Source organism: Chromobacterium fluminis (assembly GCF_011602385.1).
Classification (GTDB): Bacteria; Pseudomonadota; Gammaproteobacteria; order Burkholderiales; family Chromobacteriaceae; genus Chromobacterium; species Chromobacterium fluminis.
This window is the reverse complement of sequence record NZ_JAAOMA010000096.1, coordinates 1-6,755: the sequence shown is the minus strand read 5'-3', so window position 1 is coordinate 6,755 and position 6,755 is coordinate 1. Positions and strand designations below refer to the sequence as shown.

The following is a 6,755-nucleotide window of genomic DNA, read 5'->3' as shown; positions in this document are numbered from 1 at the left end:
ACATGAATAGATAAAAACCTACTAGATGTTCAGTAAAGTGTTGCAGTAAAAATCACAGAAAATCCAAGAATTGCGCAACACACAAAAACTTACCAGTTCTTCGCATAATGTATATTATGTCAAATCTTGGATATCCAGGATATGGCACTCGATTCAGCAAATTCCCCTGTCCTTTTGTACAGGTTAATAAAACGCAACACTTTCCATCGTTGGAGGTTCCAACAACAACTGCCCGCAGCAAAATGAAACGCAATCTCCCATGGTGTGAGTTCCCGTGCAGCCCTGATGACTTAATCAGGGCTGTTTGTTTTCGTGACGTAACGGAAATTGCCGCAGAGATCGGTGTAGACGTTGACGAGGTTGGACGCTGGAGATCTGGACACAAGCCAGTCCCCAAACTGGCCTACCTATACCTAGCGCACAAAGCATCAACCATACTTGGCACGCAGTTCGGGCCGTTCTGGGGCTGGAAGCTGGCAAACGATGGCCAGGCGCTAATCTGCCCGGTCACTGGCGAACGCATCAACTATGAAGAAGTCGGCATGATGCGGGACTACCGTCGTGCCAAACGCCTTGCGGTACAGCAGGCGGAGTTGATCGAACGGCTCATGATTGAACGTGACTTCTACCGCGAGAACTGCCACCGCCAAGCCAAGTTCGGTGCAATGCTGAACCGGATCATAGACCCCGACGAAGGTTGATAGATGAGCCATCCCATCGGCATTATCATTCTCATTCTTGAGAAAAAAGACGCGCTCTATTGGAAGGCTCTCAAAGCCAGTCCTGGCGCGCCTTGCAGCGCCGTTTCGATGCTGCCGCCCTCCTACCGGTTTTCTCAAAATGAGAAAAAAGACGGGTATTACCAGTCACCCGTCTAGGCCGCTACGCGGCCCGAAGGCGGCGCGGCGCCAACATACTGCAACGCCCTACTACGCTCGGCCAAGGCCGAGCTAGTCCCCCTTCCGCCCATTGCCGGCACAAAATGCCGGCATGGGGCCCCCACGGGCGCGCGAGCGCGGGGCTGACCATAGGTGATCGCTCTACACCCTTTTTACTGTCTGCAAAAGAGCCGGGGCGTGGCTTCCCTCAATTTTCGTTACGGTGACGAATAAGACGAGTTTGCAGACAGGGTTTATTCGTCTAGCATCGTCGTTAACGTAACGTGATGAGAAAAAGCATGACAACAATCGTCATCATCTTCATCTTGATGGCTATCGTAGCTATAGCGATGAGTGGCGCGAAGAAAAGCAACGCACCCACCAAGGCAAGATGTGCTGCGGCCGCACGCCCGTACAAACCTTTATTGATGGCAAACGGGAATGGAGGGAGAAGGTAGACAACTTGAATTGATCTGACAGTCGGGTGCCGTCAAAACGGGAGACTGTCAGATCAGGTCTGAACTTCTACAGCTGATGGGGGATCTAAGTGCTGACAATGCTAGTGCGCCACATTTCATGGCAAATGCATTATTAAATGCGTTGTTGCAACACGCCATTTGTATATTGCGTCAAATAAAGGAAGCTAGGGAAAAGCTCCCCAAGTTCTTCGCCGCCTTCATCATCAAACCCTCTCCGTCAGAACCTGCCATCTCACCGTGCCGCCCAACTGGTCGGTTTGCGTCTGATCGGCGTCGATGCCGATCCCGTTCACCGGCTGAGGCACTAGGGTCTGCACCATTTGGTAGCCCCGTTGCGGGATCTCCGGCACGCTGCTGCAAGATTGCCAGTAATGCTGGAAAGGCAATTCATACAACTGCGCTCCGCTCAATCCCGCGTCGGACCCTACATACAAGCCTGGCGCGTAGCCCGCGGCGGAAACCGCTTCAAACCATTGCGAACAATAGTCGGCCACATCCTGCGCCGCCGCCCCGTTCGCCACGCCTTCCAGATCGCACCAGATGTTCACGCCGGGCAATAATCCGACTGTTTTCGCATGCGCGGCGGTGTTCTGGCCGTCGCTTTTGCCCATGGCCGCATTCGGCGACCAGCCGGGCTCTCTCACATGTTGCACGGTCATCAAGGCCAGGCCTGCTTCAAGAATATCCTGCGCTTCGCTTGCGGACAGGTCTGAGGCGTCCTCATTGGGCCCTAGCGAGAGATAACGAACGCAAAACTGGTAGCCGGAAGCGGCGAACTGCCGGGCAAGCTCCAGGGACAGCGGCGTATCGGCGTCAAAGCCATGCGCGCCGGCCGGAGCGGCTTCAACGCAGACTCCGCTTGGACTGTAAGAGGCGTTCATCTTCTTGGTCTCACGCAAAAAACAACACTCATCAGCATAAGCCAGGCGGCGTCTTGCGCAGTGGCCATTGGGATGGTTGCGTCCTGGAATGACTATGTTTCGTTTTGACGCTTGGTTGCGGGCTTGTGAAAACAATCCGGCGGCGGATTGCCTTTGATGGCGGCGCTGTAGATTTTCCTGGCCAGCGCGAAATCGGACTCGCCGTAACGCGATGGATCGGCTTTCAGTGCCTGCTCCAGCATATTGGTCAGGTGGGCCCATTCCTTATCATTTAACGTTACGGTGACGGTATTTGCCCGGTACTTTCGTTGCCGTTCCGCCCCGGACATTGCAAGGCCGGTACTAGGACGGCCGCGCTTCCTGCCTGCGGCGGCTTCGCCTTGCCGCTGTTCTTCCTTCATTGCTCGCCCTCCTCTGGCTATTTGTCTGAGTTAATTATGCGTCACCGTGACGGAAATTCAAAATTATCGTCACGGTGACGAAAATATTGCTCCTAGAGGCCCTGCCGCTTGGTGCTTTTGCCGGTCACTTCGCCCGGTATGCATAATTAATTCGAAGGATATATGGTATTGAGATGCTATTTTTTTTGTTTTTGGATTAAAATTTGGAATAAAGTAAATATGTGACAGATATTTGCATGGCATTTTATTTGTCGAGTTCGCCCGCGAGAGCGATAACCAGCAACACTGGCTGCGCGCAGCCGGAAGCAACGATCTAAATGACCAACAAAAACATAAAACTACATAATCAACGGCTGCCACAGCACCTGCTGCGGGCACGAGAATCGGTGATGGCCTACTTCCGCCCGATCCTCAACCGTTACGGGGTGACAGAGCAACAGTGGCGCATTTTGCGAGTTTTGGAGGACTTTGGAGACCAAGAAGCCGGCGTGATCGCCGACCGGGCTTGCATCTTGCCGCCAAGTTTGACCGGCATCTTGGTCCGCATGGAAAAAGCGGGGTTGATCCATCGCCAGCGCGACCATGTTGACAGCCGGCGCCTGATCATTTCAATGTCGCGGGACGGGCGTGAGCTGATTCAACAAATCTCCCCGTTGGCGGAAGACTGTTATCGACAGATCGAAAGCCATTTGGGCCAGGAAAAACTGGCGCAACTGCTGGGCTTGCTGGATGATCTGGAGAAACTGCCGGCCCCGCGGGTCGGCTGAGTCAGAGCTCGGGGCCTGGGGCGGGTTCCCCCTCGGGTTCGGGCAATCTCCTTGCCGGATCTTGCCGGTAGAACAAGGCAAGCTGCTCGTATAGCTCCGGGCAATCCAGCTTGAGATGATGCGGTAGCTCGAAAAAAGACTCGCTCAACACGGCGAAGAATTCCGCAGGGTTCTCCGCCGCATACGGATCCAGCCAGCCAGGATCGATTCCGCGGTCCAGCATGCGACAAAATAAACGATAACCTTGAGACCAGACGCGGCTCCATTGCGCCTGGTTCATTCCTTTGTGCAAAGGCGGCGAACCGTTGGCCGGGCCATTGAGCATGTCCAGCTTGTGCGCCACTTCGTGAATCACCACGTTCCAGCCGTCCAGCTGCTCGGAGGCGCGCGCGTCCGGCAGCGACAACACCACCGGGCCGTCCTGACGGGCCTGCCCTATCAGCACGCTCTCGCTCTCATGCTGCAGGCCTATGCCGTCCATCCAGATGTCGCGCGCGACAAACGGCGACGGGTACAGCACCACGTCGTTCCAGCCACTCAGGGCGGCTTTGCCCAGATTCATGGCGGGCAGCGCCATTTGCAGGGCCACGCTGGCGCATGAGCGGGCGCTTAAGCGCACCCCGTCTTGGCCGGAGAAGCTTTTGCTGCGCAAAACCCAGGCCGCCAGTTCGATCAGGCGCGATAGCTCCGCCTCGCTCAGCCCGGCCAACAGCGGCATGCGCACGGCTTGTTCGCGCAACGCAGCCATTGTTTCCGGAGCGGTTTTGCCGGATAGCGCGCGGCGAATCCACTCAATCACCATGAACTCTCGTCCCGTTTTATCGTCTCTCCTACTCTGAGGGCGATTTTGCGCATTTCAATGCGCACCCCATCCGATCTGTCGCAAGACGTCAACATTCCGCTTTCGCTGCGCCGGCCCAGGCTGGCGCAACAGTCAAAATCATAAAATAAACGGGGGAATTATCATGAGCCTGCCTTGGCAAACGCTGGCGCTCAATCCTTTAGCGGCATTTGGCGTGCTGCTGTCGCTAGGGGTGATAGGCGGCCAAATCGCTGTGCGGGTGGCGCGGCTGCCCGCCATTGTCGGCTATGTGCTGACTGGCTTGCTGATTGGTCCGCACAGCTTGCGGCTGCTGGACGAGCAGCTACTGCAGCAAGCGTCCATTTTCGTGCACCTGGCCTTGGGCATCGCGCTGTTTGAGGCCGGCCGCCGCGTGGATCTGCGCTGGCTGCGGGTGGAGCGCACCTTGCTGCTGACCACCTTGTTCTATTGTCTGCTGACCTTGCTCGGCCTATTCGCAGCCTTGCAATTGTTTGGCCTGGGGCTGGCGGCCAGCCTGATGTTGGCGGCGCTGGGCGTGGCCACTTCTCCGGTGGTCACACTGGAAATCGTGCGGGAATCTAACGCTGACGGTCAGGTCAGCGAGCGCCTGTTGGTGGCCACCGCGCTGTCCAATCTGCTGGCGCTGCCCTGCTTCGCGCTGGCCTTGTCTTATGGACATCTGTCCGGCAACAACGGGGTTGAAAGCGGTATCTTGCTGCCGGGCTGGCTGACGCTGGCCTCCTGTGCGCTGGGCCTATTGGCCGGTCTCGCGGCGATCCAGCTTAATCGCTGGCTGGGCGGCCGACAGCGGGAATCGCAGAAAGTCATGTTGTTCGGTTTGATCGCGCTGGTCGTCGGGGTGGCGGACATGCTGCAGGTCTTACCGTCCCTTGCCTTGCTTACGGCCGGCCTGGCCACTCGCAACCTCAAACACGGCCATACCGTGACCGAACGCGGCATCATGTCGTCGGCCCATATCTTTACCGTGGCTTTCTTCGTGGCCGCTGGCGCGCAATTGGCGCCGCAGTCGCTGGCGCAGTTTTGGCCGGTGGCGGTGGCCTGCTTGCTGTTGCGCACCGGCTTCGCCGTGTTGATCTGGTGGCTGGCGGCCGGCGCCAATGGCCTGCCCAAGCGCCACGGCGCCTGCCTGGGCCTGGCGCTGAACTCCTGGTCCGGCGGCACTTCGCTGCTGATGAGCCTGGGCGCAATTTCCCTTGGGGCCGCCGCGGGCAACTTCAGCGGGGTGATGATGGCCATCTTGGTGATCAATGAGTTGTGCGCGCCGGTGCTAACCCGCCTGGCCTTGAAGCTGGCCGGCGAAACCCGGCCGCAGGAGTGAGACGATGCTGGAATTCAACCGCAGTCAGCCGCTAACCCTGGGGGTGGAGCTGGAGCTGATGATTCTCAATCGGCGCGATTACGATTTGACGCGCGGCTCGGACGATTTGCTGCTGCAGGTGAATCGTCAGCAACACGGTTTCGACATCAAGCCGGAAATCACCCAGGGCATGATAGAAATCGGCACCGCCGTGCATAGCGATGTCAACAAGATGCTGGAGGAAATTCTGGCCATCCGCGAGCTGCTGGTCAGCAGCGCGCGCAAACTGAACCTGGGTCTGGCCGGCGGCGGCTCGCATCCGTTCCAGCATTGGGACGAGCAACGCATTTATCCCAAAGAACGCTATCACCTGGTATCCGAGCTGTACGGTTATCTGGCCAAGCAATTCACCGTCTACGGTCAGCACATTCACATCGGCTGCCCTGATGGCGACAGCGCGGTGCGGCTGACCCATTATCTGGCGCGCTACATCCCGCACTTCATCGCACTGTCCGCCTCCTCTCCGTTCTACCAAGGCGTGGATACGCTGTTCCAGACCTCAAGGCTGACCAGCGTCAACGCCTTTCCGCTGTCCGGCTGCATGCCTTGCGTCAACAACTGGGAGCAGTTCAACGACTATTTCCGGCGCATGGCCAATCTGGGCATTGTCGCCAGCATGAAGGATTTTTACTGGGACATCCGGCCCAAACCGGAATACGGCACGGTGGAAATCCGCATTTGCGATACGCCGTTGTCGGTGGAGACCCCGGTGTTGTTGGCGGCTTATGCGCAGATGCTGGCGCATCGTTGCCTGGGCGAGCAGCAGGACGAGGTGTGTCAGGAACATTATCTGACCTATAGCTACAATCGCTTCCAGGCCTGCCGCTTCGGTTTTGACGGCATGTTGGTGGATGCCGGCAACAATAGCCAAATCGGACTGCAGGAGGATTTGCTCAACACGCTGAATCAGTTGGAGCCGCAGGCCGAGGCGTTGGGCAATCAGACGCAACTGGCCGCCTTGCGTCAGCGGGTGCTGAAACGACAGTCGGACAGCGCTTGGCTGCGCCAAGTGTTCGACGACAGCGGTTCTTTGTCCGAAGTCGTGCGTCGACAAAGCGAACACTGGATGTACGCGGCGCCGGGAGTGGGCGTAAACTGAGCGGCTACCACATTACCACAAGCCGCCATGCCATTCGACCTGCCCGCCC

General features: G+C 57.6%; 8 protein-coding genes. 5 read left to right on the top strand and 3 right to left on the bottom strand.

The window, feature by feature from the left end; genetic code table 11:
* Nucleotides 1-242: 242 nt before the first annotated feature.
* Together HA052_RS26790 and HA052_RS26785 are read left to right on the top strand one after the other, a co-directional pair.
* Nucleotides 243-701 carry a hypothetical protein gene (locus tag HA052_RS26790; protein ID WP_166454390.1) on the top strand — a complete coding sequence of 153 codons (459 nt, stop codon included), beginning with the start codon at nt 243-245 and terminating at the stop codon, nt 699-701.
* 3 nt (nt 702-704) lie between these two features.
* Nucleotides 705-878 (top strand): hypothetical protein, encoded by a 174-nt coding sequence (locus HA052_RS26785; protein ID WP_166454389.1) that lies wholly within the window; start codon nt 705-707, stop codon nt 876-878.
* A gap of 682 nt (nt 879-1,560) precedes the next feature.
* Here the strand turns inward: HA052_RS26785 and HA052_RS26775 are convergent.
* Together HA052_RS26775 and HA052_RS26770 are read right to left on the bottom strand one after the other, a co-directional pair.
* Nucleotides 1,561-2,238 (bottom strand): DUF1906 domain-containing protein, encoded by a 678-nt coding sequence (locus tag HA052_RS26775; RefSeq protein WP_166454388.1) that lies wholly within the window; start codon nt 2,236-2,238, stop codon nt 1,561-1,563.
* A gap of 92 nt (nt 2,239-2,330) precedes the next feature.
* Nucleotides 2,331-2,639 carry a hypothetical protein gene (locus tag HA052_RS26770; protein ID WP_107800004.1) on the bottom strand — a complete coding sequence of 103 codons (309 nt, stop codon included), beginning with the start codon at nt 2,637-2,639 and terminating at the stop codon, nt 2,331-2,333.
* Between the two features lie 317 nt (nt 2,640-2,956).
* Here HA052_RS26770 and hpaR point away from each other — a divergent pair, with 317 nt between their 5' ends.
* On the top strand, nt 2,957-3,406 hold the full coding sequence (gene hpaR / locus HA052_RS26765) for a homoprotocatechuate degradation operon regulator HpaR (protein ID WP_081549426.1): 450 nt from the start codon (nt 2,957-2,959) through the stop codon (nt 3,404-3,406).
* A gap of 1 nt (nt 3,407) precedes the next feature.
* Here hpaR and HA052_RS26760 read toward each other — a convergent pair whose 3' ends face one another.
* Complete coding sequence (locus tag HA052_RS26760) at nt 3,408-4,208, bottom strand: M90 family metallopeptidase (RefSeq protein WP_240937595.1); 801 nt, start codon at nt 4,206-4,208, stop codon at nt 3,408-3,410.
* 163 nt (nt 4,209-4,371) lie between these two features.
* On the opposite strand from HA052_RS26760, the gene HA052_RS26755 reads away from it, so the two are divergent.
* Entirely contained in the window at nt 4,372-5,568 is a 1,197-nt protein-coding gene (locus tag HA052_RS26755; RefSeq protein WP_081555847.1) for a cation:proton antiporter, read from the top strand.
* Between the two features lie 4 nt (nt 5,569-5,572).
* Nucleotides 5,573-6,706: a YbdK family carboxylate-amine ligase gene (locus tag HA052_RS26750; RefSeq protein WP_081549432.1), complete on the top strand. Its 1,134-nt coding sequence runs from the start codon at nt 5,573-5,575 to the stop codon at nt 6,704-6,706.
* Nucleotides 6,707-6,755 lie beyond the last annotated feature (49 nt).